This window comes from Candidatus Chloroploca asiatica, from assembly GCF_002532075.1.
Taxonomy (GTDB): Bacteria; Chloroflexota; Chloroflexia; order Chloroflexales; family Chloroflexaceae; genus Chloroploca; species Chloroploca asiatica.
This window is the reverse complement of sequence record NZ_LYXE01000089.1, coordinates 39,338-63,799: the sequence shown is the minus strand read 5'-3', so window position 1 is coordinate 63,799 and position 24,462 is coordinate 39,338. Positions and strand designations below refer to the sequence as shown.

At 59.7% G+C, this 24,462-nt stretch carries 17 protein-coding genes; 11 read left to right on the top strand and 6 right to left on the bottom strand.

The window, feature by feature from the left end; genetic code table 11:
- Positions 1-494, top strand: a 494-nt coding sequence (locus A9Q02_RS10780; RefSeq protein WP_141508844.1) for a transposase, incomplete at its 5' end; no start/stop codon positions are given.
- Between the two features lie 201 nt (positions 495-695).
- Here A9Q02_RS10780 and A9Q02_RS10775 read toward each other — a convergent pair.
- Positions 696-1,853, bottom strand: a complete 1,158-nt coding sequence (locus A9Q02_RS10775) for a nucleotidyltransferase domain-containing protein (protein WP_097652977.1) — start codon at positions 1,851-1,853, stop codon at positions 696-698.
- Between the two features lie 18 nt (positions 1,854-1,871).
- Positions 1,872-2,306: a PqqD family protein gene (locus A9Q02_RS10770; RefSeq protein ID WP_097652975.1), complete on the bottom strand. Its 435-nt coding sequence runs from the start codon at positions 2,304-2,306 to the stop codon at positions 1,872-1,874.
- Positions 2,307-2,715: 409 nt separating this feature from the next.
- On the opposite strand from A9Q02_RS10770, the gene A9Q02_RS10765 reads away from it, so the two are divergent.
- Complete coding sequence (locus tag A9Q02_RS10765) at positions 2,716-3,276, top strand: hypothetical protein (RefSeq protein ID WP_097652973.1); 561 nt, start codon at positions 2,716-2,718, stop codon at positions 3,274-3,276.
- Between the two features lie 16 nt (positions 3,277-3,292).
- On the opposite strand, the gene A9Q02_RS10760 is transcribed toward A9Q02_RS10765, so the two are convergent.
- Positions 3,293-4,930, bottom strand: a complete 1,638-nt coding sequence (locus A9Q02_RS10760) for an MFS transporter (RefSeq protein WP_172450868.1) — start codon at positions 4,928-4,930, stop codon at positions 3,293-3,295.
- Between the two features lie 193 nt (positions 4,931-5,123).
- Between A9Q02_RS10760 and dnaX the strand changes: the two genes are divergently transcribed.
- Complete coding sequence (gene dnaX / locus A9Q02_RS10755; protein ID WP_097652970.1) at positions 5,124-6,971, top strand: DNA polymerase III subunit gamma/tau; 1,848 nt, start codon at positions 5,124-5,126, stop codon at positions 6,969-6,971.
- A gap of 107 nt (positions 6,972-7,078) precedes the next feature.
- Here the strand turns inward: dnaX and A9Q02_RS10750 are convergent, their stop codons facing one another.
- The 3 genes from A9Q02_RS10750 to A9Q02_RS10740 all read right to left on the bottom strand — a co-directional run bounded on the left by A9Q02_RS10750 (position 7,079) and on the right by A9Q02_RS10740 (position 11,617).
- Positions 7,079-7,888 (bottom strand): tetratricopeptide repeat protein, encoded by an 810-nt coding sequence (locus A9Q02_RS10750; protein WP_097652968.1) that lies wholly within the window; start codon positions 7,886-7,888, stop codon positions 7,079-7,081.
- A 69-nt stretch (positions 7,889-7,957) separates the two neighbouring features.
- On the bottom strand, positions 7,958-8,902 hold the full coding sequence (locus A9Q02_RS24625; RefSeq protein ID WP_216361499.1) for a DNA-deoxyinosine glycosylase: 945 nt from the start codon (positions 8,900-8,902) through the stop codon (positions 7,958-7,960).
- A 66-nt stretch (positions 8,903-8,968) separates the two neighbouring features.
- Positions 8,969-11,617, bottom strand: a complete 2,649-nt coding sequence (locus A9Q02_RS10740) for a diguanylate cyclase (RefSeq protein ID WP_097652967.1) — start codon at positions 11,615-11,617, stop codon at positions 8,969-8,971.
- A gap of 270 nt (positions 11,618-11,887) precedes the next feature.
- Here A9Q02_RS10740 and bchM point away from each other — a divergent pair, with 270 nt between their 5' ends.
- From bchM to A9Q02_RS10700, 8 genes are all read left to right on the top strand, one after another.
- A complete protein-coding gene (gene bchM, locus A9Q02_RS10735) occupies positions 11,888-12,568 on the top strand; it encodes a magnesium protoporphyrin IX methyltransferase (RefSeq protein WP_097652965.1) in 681 nt (226 codons plus the stop codon).
- Positions 12,569-12,680: 112 nt separating this feature from the next.
- Positions 12,681-16,514 (top strand): magnesium chelatase subunit H, encoded by a 3,834-nt coding sequence (bchH, locus tag A9Q02_RS10730; RefSeq protein ID WP_097652963.1) that lies wholly within the window; start codon positions 12,681-12,683, stop codon positions 16,512-16,514.
- Positions 16,515-16,538: 24 nt separating this feature from the next.
- Entirely contained in the window at positions 16,539-17,897 is a 1,359-nt protein-coding gene (gene hemN / locus A9Q02_RS10725; RefSeq protein ID WP_097652961.1) for an oxygen-independent coproporphyrinogen III oxidase, read from the top strand.
- A gap of 157 nt (positions 17,898-18,054) precedes the next feature.
- Positions 18,055-19,752, top strand: coding sequence for an ABC transporter substrate-binding protein (locus A9Q02_RS10720; RefSeq protein ID WP_097652959.1), 1,698 nt, complete (start codon positions 18,055-18,057; stop codon positions 19,750-19,752).
- 13 nt (positions 19,753-19,765) lie between these two features.
- Positions 19,766-20,695 (top strand): ABC transporter permease, encoded by a 930-nt coding sequence (locus A9Q02_RS10715; protein WP_097652957.1) that lies wholly within the window; start codon positions 19,766-19,768, stop codon positions 20,693-20,695.
- Positions 20,696-20,697: 2 nt separating this feature from the next.
- Complete coding sequence (locus A9Q02_RS10710) at positions 20,698-21,660, top strand: ABC transporter permease (protein ID WP_245860494.1); 963 nt, start codon at positions 20,698-20,700, stop codon at positions 21,658-21,660.
- Between the two features lie 14 nt (positions 21,661-21,674).
- A complete protein-coding gene (hemG, locus tag A9Q02_RS10705) occupies positions 21,675-23,087 on the top strand; it encodes a protoporphyrinogen oxidase (RefSeq protein ID WP_097652955.1) in 1,413 nt (470 codons plus the stop codon).
- Between the two features lie 61 nt (positions 23,088-23,148).
- A complete protein-coding gene (locus tag A9Q02_RS10700) occupies positions 23,149-24,447 on the top strand; it encodes a BCD family MFS transporter (RefSeq protein WP_097652953.1) in 1,299 nt (432 codons plus the stop codon).
- The last annotated feature ends 15 nt before the right edge of the window (positions 24,448-24,462 follow it).

The window sequence follows — 24,462 nt, the reverse complement described above, 5'->3', positions numbered from 1 at the left end:
GCGAAGGCTGGCGCACGTGCAGTGTCGTCGTGCTGTGGGGGCAGCGTCACCGCGATCCGCTGCTGCTGGCGAGTAGCCTGCCGTTGGGATGGGATCTGGTTGCGCTGTACAAGCAACGGGCCGCCATTGAAGCATTGTTCCGCGACTGGAAGACGGCGGGGTGGGACTGGGAAGCGAGCCAGGTGCGCGACTTGGCCCATCAGGAACGGCTGCTGCTGGGCCTGGCCTTCGCGACGCTGATCACGCTGGTGTTGGGCACCGAGGCGGCCGCAGCCGAGCGGCAAACGCCGCCACGGGGCAGTCAGCGGCGGACGTGGGCCGGCGGGCACAGCCTGTTCCGGCAGGGGCGCGATCGCTTCTGGCAGCGCATCTGGCAGGGCGACCGCACGCCGATCACATGGACGTTGGAGGGCTTCGATCGCCCCACCTGGTCGGCGGAAAGTCGGGCCCACCATGCCCCGCAGGGCACCGGGATTGATCGCACGGCGGCATAGCAGCGAGGGCGTACCGATGCAGTAAAACGCTTGATCACTCATATGTTCTGTCCGCCCTTAAACGCGGCGGGGTGCGGGGGAACCGGGTTCCCCCGTCTTCGTACCCGTTCCCTCGCGGCGGGGTGCGGGGGAACCGGGTTCCCCAGCTACCTACCCGTTCCCTCGCGGCGGGGTGCGGGGGAACCGGGTTCCCCCGCTTACCTACACTTTCCCCTGCAACACCCCCAGCGTATGCTGCAACCGCGTCCGCAGATCACTCGACCCATAACGCCTGCTAAGCCAGCCAGCCTCAGGCCAGAGGGCCCCACGCAACAGGCGGAGGGTGTCACCTGGTCGGTCGATCAACGCCAGTTGAAAAAGCAACCGCTGCGGCGAAGCCGAGAGATCGTAGCCTTCCAGGATGCGCTGCGCGTTGGTAAAACGGGTAATCAGCCGTTGGCGCCGTACCGAAAGCGGGAGCAAGGCCAGCCCGGGCAAGATCTCGGGAACATGGTAGATCTCCGCGACGAGCATACAGACAAGGCCAACCGTTGTTGCCAACCCCCATGCTCGCGTACGCTGCGCAAGCACGTCCCAATCGATCCCCTGCCGCGCCAGCAAGGCCACATCAAGCAGCGAGCGCAGCGCATTGCCCGAGAGTTGATGATTGATCACGGCATGCACCGCCAGTTGGATCAGCGCATCTTCGTTGGCAAGCCGGTAGACCGGGTGCCCCACCAGGGTGATTGGCTCAATCCGCTCGCGCACGCCTTCACGATCAACCGACGAGGCCCAGCGCAACCACTCGCCCGCAAAGACGCCCCAGTGCAATTCGATCAGCCCGTGCCCTGGCGCATCGCTATAAAACTGGATCTCGCCATCGCGCTCACGTTGCAACGCCAACGGACGCCGCGACTTCGAGCGCTGCTGATAGCCCAGTCCCTCCATTGCTTGCCACGCAAGGGGAACCTCGTCATCAGTGATCCAGAGATCAATATCCCCCATCGGGCGACAACTCGGCTCGGGGTAGAGCGTATGCGCCACCAGAGCCCCTTTGTAGACGACCGGTTGCACCCCGACCGCGCCGAGGGCACGCAACACCCGATGCAACTCAGCCTGATGGATAAGACCCCGCACCGCAGCCATACGCTGGATCCGGCTCACCTCTGCCCGCACATGCGCGGGCACAACATCCGCCATGGGAGACTGCTTGAGCCGCCAGACCAGCATGCCAACCAGATTATGCCGCGCCGCCGCCGCGATCAATGCCGACCAAGCCACGGGCGTCATTGTTTCCAGCGATGCCAAAACGTGGCGATCATCCTCTTGCGGAACCAACCAGGCGGGCCAGGTCGCACGCGGATTCAAGGTAGGTTGCACGATAGGGTTTCCTCACCGTCAATGACGCTTTGGCGCAGGTTGTGGCCAGCCAGTTTCTGCATCAACTTCATGGATCGGGTCAAGCAAGAGCAGATCGGCCATATCGGTATACTTCTCAAGCAGAGGAGGAGTGAAGGTTTCATCAGGTGGGAGATCAATCGATAAAGGGGGCATTGCCTCAGGCGGGTTCGCGGCGGGAACAACCAGTTGCTCAGCAAGCAATTGCTCAATAAAGATATCTACCTCATGTGCAACCGCCTCCACCGGCACCGCGTAGACCTCACCGAGCAGGGTGGCAATTGCCTGCGCATCCTTGCCGTGAAGCAGGGCCGCCCAGATCACCCCGGCACTGGCGCGCATACTATAGTACGCCCCACTTTCGAGATTGACCACAATCGCCTCGCCATCAACGATCTCACTAATGACCGCCGGCTGATTAAGATGTAAATGCATATGCTTCTCCTGTACGGGCACGGCGGTGCCGTGCCCCTACCGCGCCCGCCCCGTTGGGGCACGGCACCGCCGTGCCCGTTGCGTCCCCCCCGCGCCCATCGCCCGCCCCATGGCCGTTGGGCCGAAGCACGCGCCCCCCGTACCGGTGCGGTCACCCCACGCTTGGGTGGGCGCGTGCTTCGGCCTTACGATTGTGTTCGCCGTGCCCCTACCGCGCCCGCCCCGTTGGGGCACGGCACCGCCGTGCCCCACGCTCCGCCCTTCCGACATATAGGCAACTCACGCTACAGCGCAGGTACCGGCATCAGACCAGATGTGGTCTCGATCAAATTGTTGACTGTAACGTGATGCAACGAACCTCAATATAACATATAATCTATGGGTGCGTTCTGTTTAGTGTGAGGTGGTCATGGCCGAGCCGCAACTCTATACTGCAGTGCTCTCGCTCAATACGATGTATGAACTGTTTGAGGAACCTGAGATTGACCCCTTCGCTGGCGATGGCCCCTTTGAGGCCGGTATCGAGACGATCATTGTCGATCTCGAGGCCCGCCCGCTCATGGATCCCTGTGCGCTCAGGATCAAATTGCCCGCTGACCAGATCACGCCAACGCTCGAAGCCGAGACGAAACAGGCGCTTGAACGCTATTGCCGCTGGAATATCCAGCGCCTTGAGCGCTCCCTCGTTGCGCTGCGCCGCGATGGCCAACGCGCTGTGCTCTATGGTCTGGTGATTCTCATTACAAGTCTCTTGCTCGCTACCCTCTTTGCTGGCCTCTCCGAGACGGCTACGGATCTCTGGGCTGAACGCCTTTTTTATATTCTTAGTGATAGTTTCATTATTATTGGCTGGGTCTCGCTCTGGCGCCCTGCCGAAATTCTACTCTATGATCACTGGCCTTATCGCCATGATATTCTTACTTACGAAAAAATTGCTGTCGCTGATGTGAAAATTGAGCCAAAAGACTAATAATCATGTAGTGTGCTCAGATTAGTTCCGTCAGATCTTCGGCCTCAAGCTTGCGACCCTTGATGTCCCGTGCCCAGCGGCTTAGCCATTGCCAGGCGATCAACCCGGTCACCAGGCAAACGACAGCTGCTGTGACGAGCGCTGAGGCAATGCCTACCGCAAAGGCTTCGCGGTAAAAGTCGAGCAGGCCGAGTTGGATGATGGCTTCTGGGGCCTCTTCGTCAATGAGGCCACCACTCCACAAGACGTCATTCAAGATCGCCAGGGCCTGCTCCTGTTGTTCGCTCGTTACCCCTAGGGCTTCGAGCCGCCGCTGAAAATCAAGCAAACCCGTCAGTTGCGCCGCTGTCGTCAGGATGACACCGGCCAGGCCCCCGCCAACCAACCCCGCAGCTTTGCTGATGCCTGAGCTCGCCCCCACCAGATCCGGTGGCAAGACACTCAGGTAGATGTTGTTCCACGAGGTTGAGGCAAGAAAAAAGCCGATGCCAAAGAGCCCGAGCACCGGGATTAGCAATAGATAGGGAAGCCCGGGTCGTGCGAGTGCGGTGAGAAAGATGGCGGCTGCCATGCACAGAAGCCCTGTCGCCACCACGAGATACCCCGGTTTGTCGCGTGCAAAGCGATCAACTTGACGCAGCGCGAGGATCGGCACGAGTAGGATCGGGCTGAGCATGATCCCGCTGACCATGGCCGAGTTTTGCTGTACGGTGGCAAAGAAGCCGTAGAGTTGCAGAATATAGCCGCTCAACGCAAAGCTGAGCGTTGCCGAGATCAGCAGCATCAACGAGAGAAATTGCCGCGAAACCCGGTTCGGTCGTCCACGCAGCCCCCGGTAGAGTGAGCGTTGTGACCAGGTGAGCATCACCCATGTGCCAAGTCCACTGATCAGCAGCGCGCTGAGCGTGATCGGGTTGAAGAGTGAGCCAAGCACACGGGCAATCCCGACGGCAAAGATGAGCGCTAGAAAGACGAGCGTCCACGATGCGGCGACGATCGCTTCGGTTCGCCCAAACCCGCCCCTGGCTCGGCTCTCGGGCAGGTAGCGCCAGGCAAGCCAGGTGCCGATGCTGCCGATCACGGTCGGAATGATCAGCGTTGCCCGTAGGCCAACCCAGTCGTTGATCAAAAGGGCCAGCAGGCTTGCGAGGGTGCCTAAACCTGTGGCAGCCGTGTAGATCAAAAAGGCCCGTGGACGGGCCGGGCCGGTGAAGATCAGCCGGATGATCCCGACGGTGAGGGGGAAGACCAGGGCTCCCATCACCCCGGTGATGGTGCGGGTGACGAGCAGCATCGGGGCATTCGTGGCAAGCGCTGTCAGCAGGTTGCCAAGCAAAAAGCCGCCCGCGCCAAGCAAGAAGATGCGCCGTCGCCCCAGTAGATCCCCTAGCACTCCACCGACCAATTGAAACGCAACAAAGAGCACCACCCCGATATTGGTGATGATGCGTACCCAGGCCCACTCGGTCGTAAACGCTTCTGCTGGCGTATCAAAGACGAGCATCAACAGGCGTGGCTCGGCTGTCTGTGCAAAGGCCACCAGACAACACGCCGCCAGAATCCACCAGCGCCGCTGATCATCACCAGCGACCTTGATCCCCGTCTCATCATCCTCTAGATTGCGCCTGACACGATCGATCTGCTGGTTTTGCATAGGCTGTTGGCCTCCGGCCTCCATCTTTCTCGTGTAGTGTGCGAAAACCTGCGGCTGCGGCCCTTGCTGATAGGTTCGAGGCCGGATGGCCTCGAACCTATCATAGCATACCCCCTACGCTCAAACGTGCGAAGCGCTCTATGGTATACTGGCGGTACCTTCTGGTGGTCGCTCGTCTACTCTCTGGATACTTATGGCCGCTCAGTCACTCTATCGTAAGTGGCGCTCGCAAACCTTCGATGAACTCGTGGGGCAAGAGCACGTTGTGCAGACGCTCCGCAATGCGATTGTCGATGAGCGGGTTGCCCATGCCTATCTTTTTACCGGGCCGCGTGGCGTCGGCAAGACGAGTATGGCCCGCTTGCTCTCCAAGGCGGTCAATTGCCTTGCCCCTGATCCAGCGCACCGCCCCTGTGGTACCTGTCCCGCGTGTGTGTCGATTGCCGAGGGCCGTGCGGTTGATGTGATCGAGATGGACGCCGCTTCGAATACGTCAGTCGAAGATGCCCGCGAGTTGATCGAACGTGTCCAGTTTCGCCCCGCCGAGTTGCGCACCAAGGTCTATACGATCGATGAGTGTCATATGCTCTCGACTGCTGCCTTTAATGCGCTGCTCAAGACGCTTGAAGAGCCACCCGACCACGCGATCTTTATCCTTGCGACCACCGAGGTGCATAAGGTGCCCGCGACGATCCTGTCGCGCTGTCAGCGTTTCACCTTTACCCGCCACGGCATTGCCAGTACCGCAGTCCATCTCCGCCGCGTCGCCGAGGCCGAGGCGCTTGCGCTCGAAGAAGGTGTGCCCGAGGCGATTGCCCGCGCCTCGACGGGCAGTATGCGTGATGCGCTCGGCGTGCTCGAGCAACTGGCATCGTTTACCACCGGCACCATCGGGCTCGCTGAGGTGCATAGTCTGCTCGGCATGACGTCTGCCGCCGAGGTCTATGCGCTCATCGAGGCGTTGCTCGATGCTTCCATGGCCGAGGCGTTGCGTGCGATCAACGGGGTCGCCGACCAGGGGGCCGATCTGCGCCAATTTGCCCGCGATCTGGTGGAACGTCTGCGCGCATTGCTCTTGTTGCTTGCCTCGGGCGATCAGGCGCTCGCCGATGTTGGCGCTGATGAGCTCCAGTTGCTCGCTACCTGGGCCCCTCGCGCCGATATCCCGCGGCTGTTGCACTGGATCAAGCTCTTCAGTGGCCTCGATTATCAGTTGCGCACGACGCCCTACGGTCACCTGCCGCTCGAACTGGCCGTCGTCGAAGCCCTCGTGACGCCTGTCGTCGCCGCGCCTTCCGCGCCGCCCCGCGCTACGGCAACTCCGTCGGCCCCGCGTGCGACGCCGCCCCCGGCCCGCCCACGCCCGGCTGCGCCGCCTCTTGCTACGCCGCCACCAGTTCCACGCCCGGCACCACCGCGCCAGGAGGCTCCGGCTCACCCTGTGACGCCACCAACCGAGCAAAACCTGCCTCCAACAGGAGGGGTTGCCGCAGCCGAGCATGCGGAAGATGCCGCCCAGGCGTCCGCTCAAGCAGTCCCAGCGCAACAAGCGGCCCCCGATGAGGTGCCGCACGAAGGGACGCGCACCGAGGCTGATCCCCCGCCCACGGTGCCCCGTCCCGCGCGTGCGCCGCGCTCACCGGATGAGGCAGCGGCAGCCAATGCCGATTTCAGCGTACTCGAACAGATCGAGCATGCCTGGGAAGAGATCAAGCGCGACGTGCGCCCCAAGAGTCCCACGGTGCAGGCGCTGTTGCATAGTGTGCGCCCGGTTGATGTCGAAGGCGCGACGATTGTTTTGCTTGCTTCGTCGGCTTTTCATAAAGAGAATCTCGAAAAAATCGCCAATCGCCGCATTGTCGAAGACGTCATTAGCCGTCAACTCGGTGGCACCTACGGGATCCGTTGCACCATCGAGGCCCGTGCCGAGGTCCAAGATCTGCGGGGGAAAATCCGCGAAGCGCGCAAGGATGACCTTGTGCGGGCAGCGATGAATATCTTTGAAGCGCACATTGTTGACATTGAAACCGACGAGGGCTGATCGCTATGACGACTGAACTGTTGGACGAGCGCTTTGCCTCGCTCCAACGTCGCTACCAAGAGCGCAACCCTGCATCCACCTGGCAGCGGCGGGCTGGGGAATTGAGTTCACCAAATACCCATCGTTTTTGCGCCGTTTGTGAGCGCACGATGGGCTGGGATCCCGCTCAGGAAGGTGTCGCGTCGTTCGGAGCGTACCAACTCGGTGCGGTGCGCTAGCTCATGCTTGGCCCGTGCGATGAGTTGCTCGGCCCGTGGATCGCCCGCAGCCCGCAGCGTCTCGGCGGCGCTCAGCAGCGTGCGGATCGGCTCGTCCATCCCCGTCAGTGGGCCACCGAGCAGCAGCGTGAGCTGGGGCGCGATCACGCCGATCGCGCCAGTGCGATCGCCCTGGGCGTGGCGTATCGCTGCGAGGGCGACGCTGTCGGCGGCAACCCGGGCGCTGTGGGCGAAAACGAGTTCGTACTCCAAAGCCTTTGTGAAGCTCTCTGCCGCCGCGGCGAAGCGGCCGAGCCCGGCCTGCGTGTGTCCGAGCATGACGTACGTGCGCGGGATCAGGCGCTGGAAGCCTTCCTCGTAGGCTAGGCGTAGGGCTTCGTCGGCGAGGACCAGCGCACGTGGATTTTCGCCGCGCTGCTCTGCTACCCGCCCTCGCCCCAGCAGCGCTAGGCATGCGAGCAGCGGCGCGCCCAGGGCCTGCCCACGCTGCAGGGCGTCCAGGTAGAGTTGGTCGGCCTCGGCCCTATCGCCCTGCCCAAAGACCGCGTCGGCAAGCTGGAGCGTCGCGAGGATCGGGACAAAGCCATTGCGCAGCGACATGGCCCGCTCCAGCGCCGGGCGCATCAACTCCTCGGCCCGTGCGTAGCGGCCCTCGGCGCAGGCGACAAACCACTCCAGCGACCAGCGCCAGTACTGCATCTGGTGGTGCTCCAACTCGCCTGCTGCCCGCTCCTATAGATAAAATTTTGGGTCGTTGGAGGCCAGGTTTCAAGGTTGGGGTGCTGAGCGCAACGCTTGCGACCACGCCGCATATTTGCGTGCGTACGGGATCGCTGCGTTGGCCGGGCTGGTCGACGGCAGCTGAACATAGACGAGATCTGGGCGCACGGCACGGATCCTGGCTGCTAGATGCTTGTCGTAGATAGCCTTCGCTTTGGCACCATTGAAACAGACCTGGTGAATGTAGGGATGGTTGGCCAAAAACAGCGCCAGGTCGTTGGGCACCACCGACCTGGCATCAATGTCTGCATCGAGGCTCGACGTACGCGTGCAGCATTGCACCACATCCCAGAGCGCGATCCGGGCGGCCTGGAGGGCCAACTGACGTTGCTCATACGAAGCCTCGGGCGAGAACCCCAGGATTTCCGCCATGAGCCGCCAGAAGAGGTTGCGCGGATGCGCATAGTATTGCCCGGCTGCCAGCGAGGCCTTGCCCGGCATCGTGCCAAGGATCAAGCGTTCCGCTGTCTCAGCGCTGATCGGGGGAAAGCTATGAAGATATGGTGGTACGTTCATCAGCCGCCATCCTTTGATTACACACGTTAGGCGACCACCAGCGCTTACCTGGGGCAGGTCGGTGCTGCTGAGATCGCGGATAGTGGACGAGCGCAGATCGATCATCGTTTGTGCAGCCGCCGATCCCAGCGGTTCATACACCAGCGGCGCGGCCAGCGACGTGAGGCTAGCCATCAACAGAAGTCGGTCATCCTCGACGAGTTTGTCGCTGCCACGGGCTCTGCCCGCACGTATGCTGTCCGGTTGCTGACCGGCCCGCTCGTCGCCCCTCGCCCCGCCATCACCCGGTCGCGGGAGCGACGCGATGGGCCCGAGGTGCAGGCGGCGCTCCGGCTCGCCTGGGAGGCGACCAACGGCATCTGTGCCAAGCGTCTGGTACCGTTCCTTCCCGAACTGATGCCAGTGCTCGAACGCCACGGTTATCTGACGCTAACCGACGAGGTGCGGACACAACTCCTTGCCATCAGTCCAGCCCCTGTTGCGTTACGGCACTGTCTGCTCGAGCGAGCGGCTCTCCGTTTCACCCCAGATCTGCACACAATTGCGACCAGCATCTTTGGCTGCATAGAGAGCTTGATCCGCCCGGTTGATCAGTTCATCGAGGTGCGTATTGTGGAGACAAGTCTCCACGACAACGCCGATACTCGACGTGACCTGGATCTCCTGTTCGTCGAACTGGACACGCAAGCTTTCGATCGCATGCCGGATCCGCTCAGCCACCCGTGCGGCTCCTTCAAGATTAGTACTGGGCATCAGGACGGATAATTCTTCCCCTCCATATCGCCCCACAAGGTCTTCGGCACGCACGCACGCCTGACAGGTCTGGGCGACACATTGCAAGACACGGTCGCCTGCCTGGTGCCCATAGGTATCGTTGATCAGTTTGAAGTGATCAAGATCGAGCAAGAGCAGTGTAAGCGGCTGGCGTTGCCGCCGTGCGTTCAGGATGGCCTGCCACATCACGGCGAAAAAATGACGTCGATTTGCCAGGCCCGTTAGCGGATCGGTTGTTGCGAGCCGTTCGACTTCGGCAAAGAGCGTACAATTTTCCATCGCTGTCGCCACATGCGAGGCAAGCAGATCAAAGATGGCGAGATCATCGTCACTATAGGCAAAAGCCTGCGGGCTATGGATCACCATCATCCCAATGACATCCTCACGTCCATGCAGCAGCGTGGCAAGCACGGTGCGAGTCGCGAGCCTGAAACCCGGAAGTTCGGGGTGCAATTCGGTGTCATTCAGATGCGTGAGACACCAGGTCTGACCACGGTTGAGCAGCGTCTCGGCGAAACTATGCGCAAAGGCATAACAACTACCCTCGCGACTCTCACGCGGATCAGCGATATAGAGATCGCAAACTTCGCTGCGGGCCAGGTCAAAACGACTGATCACCAGCACTTCGGCCGCCAGGAGCTCCTCTACAGCACGATAGACCTCGTGAAAGAGGGCCGCAGGGTTGGCGCTATTGGCTGCAATCTGGCGGGCCGCCTGTTGCAATTTGGTCAGGCGGCGCTGCATGCGCACCTCACGTCCATACATCTGGGCCTGTTCAAGTGAGACCGCGACGTGACTGGCAAACATCCGCCCGATACTGGCGTCTTCTTCGGTGAAAAAGCTCGCTCGCTGACTGTCAATCGTCAGAATACCGATCACGCGCTCGCCAACAATCAGGGGCAAGGCGAGCCAAGAGCGAATGATCATACCCGGTGGATGGGTAAACTCAGGATGCTCCAGTTCGGTGTTGTCCAGTCGGATTGTCTCGGCACGCTCGTAGATCGCCTCTTCATAGCTCCCTGGCTTGATCTGAAAACGTAGGCCCTTGACCTGCGCTGGATGAGCAAAACCGCGGCAATCAAAGATTTCACTGTATTCGCCGCGCCGCAGTTGCACCGATGCGCTGTCATAAGGCACCACGTGGGCCAGCTGCTCCATCATCCGGCCAACGGCTTCGTTGGCATCCAGGGTGGCCGCAACGGTGGCAACCGCCTGTCGGAGTGTCTCTACCTGATCGGCACGCTTCCGGGCCTCTTCATAGAGACGGGCATGTTCAAACGCGAGTTCCCGAAAGGCTCCTTCGCTCTCACGTAGCGCTTCGTTCGCTTCAGCCTGCGTCGTAATATCACGCAGTACCACTAGCATCCCTCCGACCCTGCCCCAACGGTCGTGCAGGCGCGTTATCACGGCTTCGTAGAGCACCCGTTTGCCGTTGGCTTCTGTATGGCTCAGGCTTGTGATGAACAACTCGCTATTATTCGGCTTCGTCGTGGGCCCCAGTTCTGGGAGCAGGCTCGTTAGGCTGATGGGTAGGCGTTGTTTCGCTCCCAGGCGTTCATATGCCTTTTGATTCATCGCTACGACCTGGTTGTGCTCATCAAGAATGAGCACACTATCAGGCAACTTCTCAAAGAGCATGTCATAGGCAATGGGCATCAACTCAAAGAGCCGTTTATAAAAGATGCTCCAGCCCATAATCGGGTAGCCAACCAGAAAACTGATTGGTGAAACCTCAAAGTCGGGGATGGCTGGCACGGGGACGATCTGCATCACGACCAAGAGCGAAATCATGGTGGGCAAGAGCAGGCTTATAGGTAGAGCCCAGGCTTGCAAACGGGCATAGCGGGTTGCCTTCGCAGCAGCTTCGGCAAGTATCAGAATGGCTGACCCAATTAAGAGGTATTGATAGCTCGTGATGACCCAGAACCACGGCCCGTAGCTGTAGAAGAGCCAGGGAAAGGCTCCATCAGTCAGCATCGTAACATTGGTTCGTACGAGGCCGTGAAACCCATCCGACCAGATGATCAGGACATTGAGGAACGGGATGATCATCAGCAGGTAACGGAGCCGACGGGCTAGTTCTTGACGGCCAGTATAGCTGAGGGCAAAGAGCAAGGCCCCGACAACCGTCAGGTCAACGGCGAGAAAAATCAGGCTGTCCCAGATGAGTTGTCCTGTGAGGGTCGGGGTTACGGCTTTGCCAAGGGCAAACGCTGCCCACGCGCTCTGGCCGCCGAGCATCAAGCTAAACGAGACAGCGCCGGGCATCGCCCGGTGGCGTAGGGCATAGAGGGCCAGTAAAAAGGCTACGATGGAGGATACGGCAAGAAGGAAAATGAGAATGCTATTGATTGACATGGCCTCAACCCTGGTTTGCCAAGACTGTCTCTATTGTAACATATGGCCTTTACCACAACATAATTCCTTGTGAAAAAAGGTCTTTATTATGAATAATAGCAAGCTCTAAACATCGTTTTAGCCCATCAGAATGACAAATAACATCTGAAGATGAACCTTGCACAGGTTTTGCATATACACATGCAATGTTGACTATAGTGCTATAATCTTGTTGCACGAATGTAGTTTGCAGTCTGCACTACGAAACCTGTCTGGAAGTGTGGGGGGGCTATGGATCTGGTTCGGCACAAGGCTCAGTTGCGCCAGTATTTCAATGGAGTAGGTTTTGAACGCTGGTCGGCAATTTATGGCCAGGCCGAACTTTCACCGATTCGACGGTCGATTCGGCAAGGCCATACCACCATGCTTGCCGTTGCCAGTCAGTGGCTCGACGCAACGGCTATGTCGGCTGATGCGACAGCCCTTGACGCAGGTTGTGGCACCGGGCTCTTTACCCTGGAGCTCGCCCGTCGTGGTTTTCAGGTCACGGCGACTGACCTGGCCCCTCAGATGGTCGCGGCAACCGCCGAGGCCGCAGCTCAGGCAGGCCTCGCTGAGCAGGTCACGACGCGAGTCGCCGATGTCGAAGAGTTGCAGGAACGCTATGACGTGGTTGCCTGTTTCGATGTGCTCATTCACTATCCAGCCCAGCCCTTTGCCTTGATGTTGGCCCAGTTGTCCAATTGCTGCGAACAGACCCTCCTCTTCACCTATGCACCTCACAGTACGCTGCTCGCTGCACTCCATCGTGTTGGTGGGTTCTTTCCCCGCAGTCAGCGTCGCACGACCATCCAGATGATCCCTGATGCGTTGGTGCGCTCAACCCTCGCTGATGCCGGAATGAAGGTGTGTCGCGCCCAGCGTATTAGCTGTGGTTTCTATCACGTAACGCTGGTGCAGGCCCAGCGCTAGCCGGGTCTCCGTCGGATTGATAGATCTTTTCAGGCGAAATAATTATTGTCTTAAAATGTTGCTGTAGTTCACAGTCTGAACTACAATCATCCTCTCGGGGAAGGGTTTGCGCATGCGGATTATCTTTCTCACCATTGATGGCAATCACGCTGCGGCTCTGCACGCTGCCGCTGCCCGGATCAAGACCGAGCACGGCGTTGAGGTGCATGCAGCGTGTTACGACGCGGCTTCGCTTCGCGATGAGTCGGGTTGGCAGCGCCTTGAACGTGATCTCAAGGGGGCTGCGTTTGTCTTTGGGGCGCGCCTCTTTGGTGAGGAGTATGTGCGTCCCCTCGAGCGTTTGCTTGGCGCGGCGTCGTGTCCGGTGCTTGTGATTACGTCCAATCCGGCGCTGATCCGTATGACCCGCATTGGTAAGTTTAGTCTCGCCCCCCAGGCAGAAGAGTCGGGCGGCATGTTGCGCCAGTGGGTCAAGAAGTTGCGCCCGCAAGGTGGGGCCGGTGAGGCGCGTCGCCAATTGGCGGTGCTCCGCAACCTTAGTAAGGTGCTCAAGCTTATCCCCGGCAAGGCGCGTGATCTCTATACCTATATTGTTGCGCATCAGTACTGGACCAATAGCTCGCCCGAAAATGTCTATCGCCTGGTCTGTCTCTTGATCGAGGCGTATGTGCCGGGCTATAAGGGGAAGTTGCCGGTGCTTGATCCTGTGACGTATCCCGATCAGGCGCTGATCCATCCTGATGCCCCGGCACCCTTTGCGACGCTTGAGGAGTATCAGAAGTGGCGACGTTCGCTGCGCGGCAACAAGCGGGTTGGTGAGCAGGGGAGCGTGGGTATTCTGGCGATGCGAACCGTGGCGCTTAGTGGCAATACGGCCCACCTCGATGCACTGGTACGCTCCCTTGAAGCCCGTGGTATCGAGGCCCGGATGGCCTATGCGACTGGTCTTGATATGCGGCCAGCCATCACGACCTTTTTTCAGTCCCACGCCCATGGCAAGGCGAAAAAGGGTGCCCCTACGACCAATGGACACGCCGCGACCGTTGATTTGCTGGTCAATGCGAGTGGTTTTGCGCTGGTCGGTGGCCCCGCCGAGAGCCGTCCCGCCGATGCTCGCGCTGCGCTCGGCGCGCTCGATGTTGGCTATCTTGCGCCAGTGCCGCTGGCGTTTCAGCGCGTGGAGGATTGGCGTCGTGATTGGGCCGGGTTGACACCCGTGCAGGCGGCGTTGAGTGTGGCCGTGCCTGAACTCGAAGGGGCCGCTGATCCGCTGGTCTATGGTGGTCCCACTGCGGCTGGTGATGGCTTTGTCCCGGCGACGGCTGAGGTTGAGTTGCTCGCCGGGCGGATCGCCCGCCGTTTGGCGCTGCGCCGTACCCCTAACCATGCCAAACGGCTTGCCCTGGTGCTCTTTAGCTTTCCCCCGAATCTTGGCAATCTTGGTACTGCCGCTTACCTCGATGTCTTCCGTAGTCTCCATAAGCTCCTGGTGGCGCTCAAGGAAGAAGGCTATCAGGTGGAGGTGCCTGAGGATGCCGAAGCCCTGCGCAATCTGGTGGTTGGTGGCAATGCGCTGGCCCACGGGGCTGATGCCAACGTGGCGGCGACCTTCCCCGTCGAGCACTATATGCGCCTCTTCCCCAGTTATACCGAGATTGAGCCATGCTGGGGGCGGGCCCCCGGTGAGTTGTTGAACGATGGGCGACGCTTCCGTATCCTCGGGCGGCAATTGGGCAATATCTTTATTGGGGTTCAGCCGCCGTTTGGCTACGAACGTGATCCGATGCGGATGCTGATGGCCCGTGATGCGGCCCCCAACCATGCTTTTGCTGCTTTTTATACCTGGCTGCACCATACGTTTGACGCGCATGCGGTGGTGCATATCGGTACCCACGGGGCGCTCGAATTTATGCCCGGCAAGCAGGTTGGCCTCGGTGCTGATGATTGGCCTTCACGCTTGATTGGCGAACTGCCCAACTTCTACCTCTATAGTGTCAATAATCCGAGTGAGGCCGCGATTGCCAAGCGCCGGAGTGCCGCAACGCTCGTGAGCTATCTGGTGCCCCCCTTGCAGCAGGCCGGTCTCTATAAGGGTCTCCGTCAACTCAAGGATAGTATCGACGCCTATCGCCAGCGGCCCGACCCCGGGATGCTCGATGTGATCCGTGAGCAGTCCGCTAAACTTGGTATGCAGCAGGTCAATGCGACCTTGCAGCACGGTGTTGGTGAGGCGCACGCGACGCTTGAGGTTGCGCCAGATACCTACCTGGCTGCGTTGAGCCACGAGTTGCTGCAGATCGAAGAGCGCATGATCCCCGCTGGCCTGCACGTCTTTGGTCAACCCCCTGAACCAGTTGAGATGGTTGATCTGCTGAGTCTGACGGCGACGTTCCATCAGTTCCCGTTGCGGGGTGCGCTCGTGACCTTCCCAGAGTTGATCGCACGCAGTCTCGGCCTGGAATATGCCGCCCTCCGTGAACGCCTCACGACCGATCTTGAGGCACAGGCCGCTTGGCAGCGGATCGAAGGGCTTGGCAAGGACGCGATCCGTCGGTTTGTCGAGGGCGGGCCGTTTCACGTGCCCGGTCTTCATCATCGTGATCTTGATCCGCTTGCTGATTTCCTTGGCGATTTGCTCAACCGCCTCAGTAGCGATAATGAACTCACCGGTTTGTTGCACGGGCTCGAAGGTGGCTTTGTGACCCCATCGCCGAGCAATGATATTGTGCGTGATCCGTCGGTGGTGCCAACCGGGCGCAATGTCTATAGCCTCGATCCCGCCCGTGCGCCAACGGCCCAGGCGGTCGAGAAGGCCGAGCGCCTGACGAATGAGTTGCTGGCGCGTGCCGTTGCCGATACGGGTGCGCCTCCTGAAAGCGTGGCGGTGGTGCTCTGGGGGAGTGATAATCTCAAGAGTGACTGCGAAGGTGTCGCGCAGGTGCTGGCTTTGATGGGTGCACGCCCGGTGCCTGATGAACTGGGCAATATCTCGGATGTCACCCTTATTCCGCTCATCGAACTGGGTCGCCCCCGCGTTGACGTGGTGGTGACGGTCAGCGGCATCTTCCGCGATCTCCTTGGGCATCAAATGCGCTTGATTGACAAGGCGGCCCGTCTGGCTGCCTGTGCCGATGAGCCCCTCGAGGGCAACGCGGTGCGGCGCCACGCGCTGGCAACCGCTGCCGAACTTGGCCTTCCTCTGGAAGAGGCCGCTACCCGCGTCTTTGCCAATGCACCTGGTAGCTATGGTGCCCATATTAACCACATGGTCGAGAGCGGTTCGTGGGAAGATGATGAGCAATTGAGCGAGACCTTCCTCAGTCGCAAGGGTTTCACGATGGGCAAAGGTGGCGAGTGGAATGACTCGCGCCCGTTGCTCGAAAAAGCCCTCGCGAATGTCCAGGTTACTTTCCAAAATGTCGATAGCTTCGAGGTGGGTATTTCGGATATTGATACCTACTACGAGAGCCTCGGCGGTGTGACCAAGAGCATTGAGCATCTGCGTGGCGAGCGCCCCTCGATCCTTGTCTCAGACGCGGTCAGCACGGGGGCGAACCGGGTCGGCTCGTTAGACCAGATGGTGCGCTTGGAGACCCGGGCCAAGTTGCTTAATCCTAAGTGGTATGAAGCGATGCTGTCCCATGGGTACGAAGGTGCCCGCGAAATCGAGGCGCGCCTGAACAATACCTATGGCTGGAGTGCGACGACGAATGCGGTGGAGGGTTGGGTCTACCAGGGGGTTGCCGAGACGTACGCACTCGACGACGAGATGCGCGAGCGCCTGGCGAAGTTGAACCCGCACGCGGCGGCTGGCATGGTTCGCCGCCTCCTTGAAGCCAATGGCCGCGGTTTCTGGGATGCGGATGAAGCGACCATCGAGCGTCTGCGCACGCTCTATGAGGATCTGGAAGACCAGTTAGAGGGTATCGGAGTGGCGCAGGCATAAGTGGCCTAAGATGAGGAGTTTGTGATGAACCGTGTGCGCGTGACGCCTGAACAGATCGATCACTACAATAAGCCCGGCCCCCGCTATACCAGCTACCCGACAGTCCCGGTCTGGGATAATACGTTTGGCGAAGCTGACTATCGTGAGGCCCTGGCTGCGGTTGCAACCCAGCCTGATGATGGACTCTCTGTCTATGTTCACTTGCCTTTCTGTGCCGAGCGCTGTGCCTACTGTGGCTGCAATGCAACGGTGACGCGCCACCCCCATGTGGTGGACGCCTACCTGGATCGTGTCGAGCGCGAGCTTGCGCTGGTGGCTCCCCAACTTGGTGGGCGACGCCAGGTGGTGCAGTTGCACTGGGGTGGGGGCACGCCGAATTTTCTCAATGAAGCCCAGACGCGGCGCTTGATGGCGATGCTTGACGAAGCCTTTCTTATTGACCGCAATGGCGAAGTTTCGCTTGAGATGGATCCTCGGATCGGTAGCCGCGCTCAGGTTGAACTCTACCGTGAGCTGGGCTTCAATCGGGTGAGCCTCGGTGTCCAGGATATTGACGCGCAGGTTCAGGTTGCGATTGGCCGGATTCAGCCTTTTAGCCAGACCGAAGGCCTCTATGAAGCCTGTCGTGAACTCGGCTTTGCGAGTGTCAACGTTGATCTGGTCTATGGCTTGCCCTATCAGACCGCTACGGTCTTTGGCCGGACGCTTGATGCTATCATCGGGTTGCGGCCTGACCGGTTAGCCTGCTTTAGCTATGCCCATTTGCCCCAATCGCGCTCCAATCAGAAGCAGGTTGATACCAATGGCCTGCCCGAGCCATACGCCAAGTTCGGGCTCTTCCAGATGGCGGTCGAGCGCCTGACTGATGCGGGCTACGACTGGGTCGGGATGGATCATTTTGCGCTTGAGGCCGATGAAATGGCCGTGGCCGCCCGTGAACTCAGGCTCCATCGCAATTTTATGGGCTACACCACGCGCCCGGCGATGCACATGGTGGCCTTTGGGGTCAGTTCGATCGGTGATATGGCTGGCTACTATGTGCAAAATGATGTCGGTCTGGGGCGTTATCAGAAGAGTCTTGATGCTGACAAACTGCCGGTTGTGCGGGGTATGAAGCTCACCGAAGATGATCAGCGGCGGCGGGCGGCGATTACCCATCTGATGTGCAACCTCGAATTGCCCTTTGCGATGGCGGCTGATGAGGCTATGCACGAATCCTTCTTGCGGGTGGCAGGTTATGCCGATGAAGGCCTGGTCATTGTCCATCCTGATCGGATCGTCGTGACCCCGCTCGGGCGTTATTTTGTCCGTAATCTCTGCATGGAACTGGATGCCCATCTGTCACGTACGGCTGGTCGTCCGATCTTCTCCAAGACGGTGTAACCTTGTTCGGCCTGCCCCTCGCTCGATGGGCAGGCCGCTTGCGCCCCCAACCACAGGCAGATCAGGCATCTTCGGGGAAGGTTGGTTGGACGTAGCGTTCAGGTGCCCCTATCTTCCCAAAAGATGTCATTGATAAGTGTCTAGTGTGGAGAGAGTTATGCGACCGTTTCGTCTGGTGTTATCGCTCGTTGTTTTGCTGGTGCTGGTCGCCTGTGGCAGCCCCCCGGTGGCCGCCCCGACTGCGGCCCCGACAGATGCTCCTGTGGCTGAACAGCCGGCCACCACTGTCCCCGAGGTTCCTGCTGCGCCGACCGAAGTTCCTACGCAAGAGCCTCAGGTGCAACCAACTGGGCCAGTGCGTGGTGGTTTTGTCACCCGTGCGCTGACAACCGAGCCAACCGGGCTTGATCCGGCAGGTGCGCAGGGTTCTGGTCAGAATGTTGTTTTGCCCTACATCTTTGATACGCTCGTTGCCGCTGATGTGACGAACACAACCCAGCCGTTGCTCGCAGAGCGCTGGGACGTCAGTGAAGATGCGTTGAGCATTGTCTTTACGTTGCGTGAAGGCATTACGTTCCACGACGGGACGCCGCTTGATGCTGATGCCGTCGTTTACAGCTTCGAGCGCCTGCGTGCCCCTGAGAGCACTTCGCCTATGAGGGCCAGCTTGAGTAACGTCACAACTATCGAAGCGGTTGATGCACGTACGGTGCGCTTTGACTTTAGCGAACCCTCGGCAGTCTTTTTTGCGACCATCACTTCCCCGTATGCTGGTATCGTGAGCCCGACCGCGGTTGAGGCGCTTGGCGAAGGCTTTGCCCAGCAGCCGGTGGGCAGTGGCCCCTTCAAGTTGAGAGCGTGGAATACGGGCATCGATATTACGCTTGAGCGCAACGAGGATTATGCGTGGGCTCCCCCAATGGTGACGAATGAGGGCGCTCCTTACCTCGATGGCGCGATCTTCAAAGTTGTCCCTGATGCCTCGACTCAATTGACCGCACTCCAGGCGGGTGAAGTTGACCTGATCTTCCTCAATTTGCCCGATCAGATTACTCGGCTTCGTCAGGAGGCTACGATCAATCTGCTCCCCCTGACGCTCAACAGTCTGTCCTATCTGGGCTTTAACATGGTGCGAGCGCCTTTTGATGACTTGCTGGTGCGCCAAGCGATCTCGCACGCGATTGATAAAGACGTTATTGTCCAGGCTGCTGCCGGTGGCGAAGGTACGCCTGCTTTTGCGCCGATGGCCGTGACGCTACCCGGTTTTGACCCGAGTTTGCAAAGTGGTGAACTGGCCTATGATCCCGAGGCGACGACAACGCTCTTGACCGAGGCTGGCTTTGTGCAGGGTAGTGATGGTTCCTGGAGCAAAGATGGGACGCCGCTGGCGTTGACGTTGCTCACCTTTACGCGCGCACCAAACCAGGATATTGCGACGGTTATTCAGGCTCAACTGAAGGACGTCGGCATTCCGGTCGAGATTCAGCAACTTGACGCACCGGCGGCCGGTCGGCAGGCCGTCGAGGGTCAGTATGACCTGTTGCTCTGGCGCTACGATTGGAATGACCCAGATGTGTTGAATATCAACCTCAGTTCGAGCCGGATTGGCAGCACGAACCGGGTCGCCTATAGCAACCCTGAGGTGGATGCGCTGCTTGATGCGGCTAGTCGTGAGCTTGATCCTGCGGCACGCGCCCAGATCTATGTTGAAGCCCAACGGCTGATTATGGCCGATGCCCCGTGGCAGCCACTCTATACTCCGGTGGATATGTTGGCTGTGCATGGGCGCGTCAAGGATGTCGTCTTGTCGGCGATGGGACGGGTGTTGCTGAACGATGCCACGGTAGAAGAGTAAGAGGATTGTCCTTATGCTGCGTTTTCTCGTTCGCCGTCTGCTAGGGGCGCTTGCTGTATTGCTGGCTGTCAGTTTCTTCACTTTTGTGATGCTGGAACTGGCCCCTGGTGATGCGGCCGATACGCTGGTGGGTGAAACCGCCAGTGCCGAGCAGATGGCGGCGATCCGCAGCAGTATGGGGTTGGATCTGCCGTTATTGGTACGTTATAGCAACTTTCTCACGGCGGCAGTCTTTGAAGGTGATCTAGGACGCTCGGTGATTTCGGGGCGTTCGGTGGGCACACTGGTAGCCGAGCGGTTTAAGTATACGTTTGTGCTTGCGGTGACGGCGATGAGTGTCGCCGTTGCCGTGGGTGGCTTGGCTGGTGCCGTCGCTGCGGCGCGTCCGCGGGGTTGGTTTGATCTGCTGGTGATGGGTTTTATGACGTTGGGGCAGGCGTTGCCGACCTTCTGGATTGCCCTGTTGATGATCTTGGTCTTTGGCCTGCATTTGCGCTGGTTACCTGTGCTTGGCGCAGGTACCCCACAGCATCTGATCCTGCCAACGGTCGCGCTGGCTTTGCCAGCGGCGGCGGTGGTGGCACGGTTGGTGCGGGCCAGTCTGCTTGATGTGAAGGGTGCCGATTATGTGCGTACCGCTCGCGCCAAAGGGCTTGGGCCAGTTACGGTCTGGGGGCGGCATCTCTTGCCCAATAGCCTGATGCCAGTCATTACGCTGATCGGGCTCTACCTTGGGCAGATGCTCGGCGGGGCCTTTGTGATCGAGACGATCTTTGGGTGGCCCGGGTTGGGGCGCTTGCTCGTGCAGGCGGTCTTTGACCGTGATCTGCCGGTGGTGCTTGGGGCGGTGCTGTTGATTGCGGTAATCGTCGTGTTCCTGAATGTGCTGGTAGATGTTGTCCATGCGTTGCTTGACCCACGCATTGGCCACGAGGCAGTCTAACGATGACAGTGCGGATCGAGCCAGGGCTCCATCAGAGTAAGCAGGCGCACGCTCCCCTGCGTCGGGCGCTGCGTCGGGCGCGTACTCGGCAGCGGCGTGGTCTGATGTGGGCACTGCAGCGGTTGAACCTGACGGTTGGTGGCCTCTTGATTGGGACACTCCTGTTGACTGCGCTCTTTGCGCCGCTCCTTGCCGTGGCACCCCCTGATGCGATTGCGCCGGCGAGCCGCTTTCAGCCGCCCGGTCTGGCGCATCCGTTTGGGACGGATGGGCTCGGGCGGGATCTCTTTAGTCGGGTTGTCTATGGTGCGCGCACAGCTTTGCAGATGGCCGTGCCGGCGGTGATGATTGGTTCGTTTTCGGGGATCATCCTTGGTTTGCTGGCTGGTTACTATTGTGGCCCGCTTGATCAGATCCTCTCCCGGATCATGGATGCCTGGTTGGCCTTGCCGGGCCTGCTGCTGGCGATTGTCTTTGTGGCCCTGCTCGGGCCTTCGTTGCAGACGACCGTGATTGCGCTGGGGCTTGTGGGTATCCCTGGCTACTATCGTATGGTGCGGAATGGTACCCTCTCAACGCGCGAGATGCTCTATGTCGAGGCGGCTCGTACGATGGGGCTTGGTGATGGGCGTATTTTGCTGCGTCACATCTTGCCCAATCTTACTTCGCCCCTGGTTGTGCTCATTACGCTCCGGCTGGGGACAGTCATTCTCGCTGGAGGCGCGTTGAGCTTTATTGGCCTTGGGGCGCAACCACCAACCCCCGAATGGGGTGCGTTATTGGCCTCGGGTCGGGATAGCATGGATCGGGCCTGGTGGGTCGCTTTCTTTCCGGGGATGGCAATTACAGCCAGTGTGATGGGGTTCAATCTGCTGGGCGATGGCTTGCGCGATCTGCTTGCCCCTGAAATGGCGCAAGACCATCGTACCCATGCCGGCGCAGATGAAGATGAATGTGGATCTTAGGGTGGAGTAGCAAGATGCATACCTATGATGCGGTCATTGTTGGCGGTGGAATTAGTGGTTTGAGTGCAGCGTATACGCTCTATAAGCGCGGCTTTGAGGTGCTTGTTATCGAGGCCCATGCCGAGGTTGGTGGCTCGATGCAGAGCATGACAACCCCTGATGGCTATGTGCTCGATTGTGGCCCCAATACCGTAACCACCAAAGATGCGCGGCTGTGGGCCGAGTTTGCTGATCTGGGGTTGCTTGATTCGTTGATCGCGGCTGATCGTAGTGGCACCAAACGCTATATTTTGCTTGATGGCAAGCCGGCCATCATTCCCTCTTCGCCCCCCGCGCTTATCAAGACTCCGCTGCTCTCGACGGCGGCCAAGTTGCGCTTTGTTCGTGAGCCCTTTGTCCCGCGCAGTGGGGCTCCCGATGAGAGTGTCGCCGCTTTCTTTACCCGTCGGCTTGGTCCTGAACCAACCGAACGCCTGATTGATCCGTTTGTTTCGGGCGTCTACTCGGGTGATCCGCGCAAGATGTCGGTCAAGGCAGCTTTTCCTTCGCTCTGGGAGGCCGAGCAGCGTGGCGGCAGCATTGTGCGTGGCATGCTGAAAGGGCGGCAGCGACCGGCCAAGGGCACCCCCAAAGGCCCCAAGATGCGCAGTGTGCTCTTTGGGTTCCCCGGCGGGATCGCCGATTGGCCCAAAGCAATTGCGCGGACGCTTGGGCCAAATCGGGTCTGGTCTTCAGCCAGGGCAACTGATCTCTTCCAGGAAGGCGCAAACTGGCGGTTGGTGGTCGAGCGCGATGGCCGTACCGAGCCGGTCGTGGCGCGGGCGGTGGTGCTGGCTACCCCGGCCTTTGTTGCCGCCGACCTGATTGACGCCATTGCAAACGCGGCGGCGGCGGCGTTGCGCGCTATTCCCTATGCGCCCGTCAATGTGGTGCATCTTGGCTATCGGCGTGACCAGGTCGCTCACCCGCTCGATGGCTTTGGTGTCCTGGCTCCTTCATGTGAGCAGCGTAACTTCCTCGGCATTCTCTGGTCTTCCACGCTCTTCCGTGGGCGCGCCCCCGAGGGCAAGGTTTTGACGACGACGTTGGTTGGTGGCTCGTTGCGGCCTGATCTGACTGAACTAGACGATGCTAGTCTGGTCAAGACGATTGCCGCCGAGAATGCCGATGTGCTGGGCATTACCGGTCTCCCCGCGATGAGTAACGTCGCACGTTGGCCACACGCGTTGCCGCAGTATACCTTTGGGCACACCGAGCGCATTGCTACCCTCGAAGCGGCCGAGCAACGCCTGCCAGGACTCTTCTTTGTGGGCAATTACCGGGGTGGGGTTGGCGTGCCGAAATGCTGGAAGAACGGGGCTACGATGGGCGAACGGGTCGCTGCAGCGCTGCACGCTCAACCCGCCCAGGTGGCAGTAGAGAAATAAGTACTGAAGGCTCTCGTATGGCCTACGATGAGGCAAGGATAAGGATTGCAGGGAGAAGCGTATGAACATCGTCAAGAACTTTCGTCTGGGGTTGCTCCATGTGGCTGTGGCTGTCTGTCTTGTACCGATTACCGGTATCCTCAACCGGATTATGATCCACGAGATGCAGTTGATGGCGACCCTGGTCGCGGGCCTGATTGTTTTGCCCAACCTAATGTCGCCGTTGCAGCCCTTTCTCGGCCAATATTCTGATCACCATCCTCTTTTTGGCTATCGGCGCACGCCCTATATTGCGTTGGGCCTGTTGCTCTGCATTACCGGCTCGGTGCTGACACCGATGGCTGCGCTAATGATGGATGCAACCTTCTGGCCCGGCCTGGCCTTCTCAATTCTTGCCTTTGCGCTCTGGGGGTTGGGTTATAACCTTTCGGTGGTCTCATACCTCTCCCTCGCTAGTGATATGTCTGGCGAAAACGATCGCTCGCGTACGATTGCGGTCATGTGGTTTATGATGATCACCGCCGTCATTTTGACGGCGACCATCACTGGACGAGCGCTGGAAAACTATAGCTCTGAGGCGCTGGTTCGCGTCTTTATGGGATGTGGCCTGGTGGCGTTTGTGCTGAGTGCCATTGGTCTGATTGGCCTCGAACCACGCAATGCGCAGTTGACCGAGCAGGCGCGCCATAGTGTGCGCGAAGCGGTCGGCGCCGTGGTCAGCAATCCCCACGCTCAGGTCTTCTTTGTCTATTTGATGCTGTTGCTTGCCGCCATCCTTGGCCAGGATGTCTTGCTTGAGCCGTTTGGGGCGCAGGCGTTTGGCATGAGCGTCCGTGAAACGACGCAACTCACAGCGATCTGGGGAAGCGCGACGCTCTTCTCTCTGTTGCTGCAAGGACTCTTGTTGAGCCGCTTTCTGGCCAAAAAGACGGCGGCAACGATTGGGGCAGCCGTGGCGGCCTGTGGCTTTATCCTGATCGCGTCAAGTGGTCTGTTCCATATGCAACCTCTCTTCATTCTTGGTATCGTTGTGCTTGGCCTGGGAACGGGTATTGCAACGACGACCAACCTGGCCTTGATGCTCGATATGACTACCCCCGCGAATGTTGGTCTCTTTATTGGTGCCTGGGGCATGGCCGATGCCGCCGCACGCGGCGTCGGTAATGTGATGGCCGGGGCTGTACGTGATGTAATGAGTGTCACGCTCGGTAGTCCGGTTGGTGCGTATGTCACCGTCTTTATGCTGGAGGCGTTGATGCTCTGTGCGGCGTTGGTCTTGCTCCAGCGGATTGATGTCTCGGCGTTCCGTGGCGAACAGCAGAAGATTACGACGCTGATTGCCGTAGCAGGTGATGCATAGCGCGGGTCGATGCCC

Bases quoted from the DNA above. Each gene is read 5' to 3' on its own strand.
- A9Q02_RS10770 (WP_097652975.1), bottom strand. From the start codon at position 2,306: ATGCATTTACATCTTAATCAGCCGGCGGTCATTAGTGAGATCGTTGAT.
- A9Q02_RS10765 (WP_097652973.1), top strand. From the start codon at position 2,716: ATGGCCGAGCCGCAACTCTATACTGCAGTGCTCTCGCTCAATACGATG.
- A9Q02_RS10760 (WP_172450868.1), bottom strand. From the start codon at position 4,930: ATGCAAAACCAGCAGATCGATCGTGTCAGGCGCAATCTAGAGGATGAT.
- dnaX (WP_097652970.1), top strand. From the start codon at position 5,124: ATGGCCGCTCAGTCACTCTATCGTAAGTGGCGCTCGCAAACCTTCGAT.
- A9Q02_RS10750 (WP_097652968.1), bottom strand. From the start codon at position 7,888: ATGCAGTACTGGCGCTGGTCGCTGGAGTGGTTTGTCGCCTGCGCCGAG.
- A9Q02_RS10740 (WP_097652967.1), bottom strand. From the start codon at position 11,617: ATGTCAATCAATAGCATTCTCATTTTCCTTCTTGCCGTATCCTCCATC.
- bchM (WP_097652965.1), top strand. From the start codon at position 11,888: ATGGATCTGGTTCGGCACAAGGCTCAGTTGCGCCAGTATTTCAATGGA.
- bchH (WP_097652963.1), top strand. From the start codon at position 12,681: ATGCGGATTATCTTTCTCACCATTGATGGCAATCACGCTGCGGCTCTG.
- hemN (WP_097652961.1), top strand. From the start codon at position 16,539: ATGAACCGTGTGCGCGTGACGCCTGAACAGATCGATCACTACAATAAG.
- A9Q02_RS10720 (WP_097652959.1), top strand. From the start codon at position 18,055: ATGCGACCGTTTCGTCTGGTGTTATCGCTCGTTGTTTTGCTGGTGCTG.
- A9Q02_RS10715 (WP_097652957.1), top strand. From the start codon at position 19,766: ATGCTGCGTTTTCTCGTTCGCCGTCTGCTAGGGGCGCTTGCTGTATTG.
- A9Q02_RS10710 (WP_245860494.1), top strand. From the start codon at position 20,698: ATGACAGTGCGGATCGAGCCAGGGCTCCATCAGAGTAAGCAGGCGCAC.
- hemG (WP_097652955.1), top strand. From the start codon at position 21,675: ATGCATACCTATGATGCGGTCATTGTTGGCGGTGGAATTAGTGGTTTG.
- A9Q02_RS10700 (WP_097652953.1), top strand. From the start codon at position 23,149: ATGAACATCGTCAAGAACTTTCGTCTGGGGTTGCTCCATGTGGCTGTG.